Origin of the sequence: Anaplasma phagocytophilum (genome assembly GCF_023476575.1) — a bacterium.
GTDB lineage: Bacteria > Pseudomonadota > Alphaproteobacteria > Rickettsiales > Anaplasmataceae > Anaplasma > Anaplasma phagocytophilum_A.
On the sequence record NZ_JAHLEX010000146.1, the window covers coordinates 1 to 1710 of the forward strand.

Consider the following 1710-nt stretch of genomic DNA (forward strand, 5'->3'; position numbering starts at 1 on the left):
CCCAAATACTTCTGCGTGCTCTATTATCTCTCCATTGTGGCATAGCCTTAAAAATTCTTCCCGATCCACAAAATAGTAGTCTTTCCCTTCTTTCTCTCCTCTCCTTGCGGAACGGGTCGTGATGGAATTTACTATGTTGATGGGTGTGCAGATGCTCTATGCATTCATAATGCGATCTAAAGCTGTAGTTGTGTGCGGAAAACAAGATAGTAGGGTAGGAGTGCCTTGTAGCTATTGAGTTACACTTTTTAGTGCCCGCTGTGTCAGAAACTACTATCTCCTTTTAAAATTATGCTACACGTAAGCAGCTATATCTGTACAGCATTGCTACATATGCTGTGCGCTGGTAGTATGGTTAGTGGACAAACTAAACATGGCTTGGGAGGCAAGTATACAGCCTTTCTTACTTAATCTTGTGATCTTGAAATAGTGACACGTTACCGCGCATGTACATTTTATGGAGATTGTGAGAAGTAATATCTTGATACTGTCATTATTGAGGTATCATACATTTATGTAATTATTTGTGACGACGCAATGTAATAAGCACTTCAACGCGTACTATATTGAGTAGTTAGGTGGCTTTGTATGTTGTCATAATTGCTATAGTACGGAAGATATTTGTAATTGTATAACTTTCGTGGCTATTATCAATAACGTGCTATTGGTATTCGGTATGCCATGGAGAAGTAGCGCTCTTTGGGTCATTTTCATTGACTGTGAGACTCGGGGATGTTATTTGGGCACGTAGCTATTTGATTAAAGTATTGATGAAATTGCAAAATGCTGAGGGTATGAAACTGCATCAGGATAGAGATGATTTAGAGTACGGTACGGAGTACACAATCCGCGGGAGAGTGGTAGGGTACGCGGAGTTTATGTGGACTCTATTTCAGTTATTTATAGCATCACCGCTACCATTTTGGTTAGCGGCGCAGTATGGCATCGGGTGGGTGGTTCTCACAGGTTTGAAGGTAAGGGCTATACATTTGTCATTTGCATTATTCTTGCTATATTTAGTGATGCCTTCTTTTAGTAAGGCGGCGAAGTGTCGTAGCACTCTTGACTGGATATTAGCTATTTCAGGTATGGGGGCTGTTTCCTATGTGTTGATCTTTTATGATGCTTTGGCTGCAAGAGTAGCTATTCCCAACGGGATGGATATAGTTGCAGCAGTAATAGGTATTCTTCTTTTACTAGAAGCTGCAAGGCGTGCCATAGGATTTCCAATAGTAGTAGTGGCCAGTATTTTTCTGCTATATGCTGCTTTTGGCTACTTTATGCCTGAAGTAATCGCTCATAAGGGACACGATATCGCGTCTATCGTCTCGCATGAGTGGTTGACTTCCGAAGGCGTGTTTGGTGTGGCACTGGGCGTGTCATGTAATTTTGTATTCTTATACGTGCTTTTTGGAGCTTTACTGGAGCAGGCTGGTGCAGGTAGCTTTTTCATGAGATTGTCATTTGCGCTGCTCAGAGGTTCGGTAGGGGGACCAGCGAAAGCGGCCGTAATAGGCTCGGGATTTATGGGTATGATGTCAGGATCTTCGGTGGCTAATACCATAACTGTCGGTTCCTTCACCATACCGCTAATGAAGAAGATGGGCATGTCGCCAGAAAAGGCAGCAGCAATAGAGGTATCAGCAGGAATTAATGGGCAAATTACACCACCAGTCATGGGAGCAGCAGCGTTTCTGATGGCAGAGTTTT

At 42.8% G+C, this 1710-nt stretch carries 1 protein-coding gene and 1 pseudogene; one reads left to right on the forward strand and one right to left on the reverse strand.

What is annotated here, in order from left to right:
- Positions 1-153: pseudogene (locus KPX09_RS05660) on the reverse strand (guanylate kinase); the annotation flags it as partial.
- 641 nt (positions 154-794) lie between these two features.
- Between KPX09_RS05660 and KPX09_RS05180 the strand changes: the two are divergent.
- On the forward strand, positions 795-1710 hold a 916-nt coding region (locus KPX09_RS05180; protein WP_249549291.1), incomplete at its 3' end, for a TRAP transporter large permease subunit.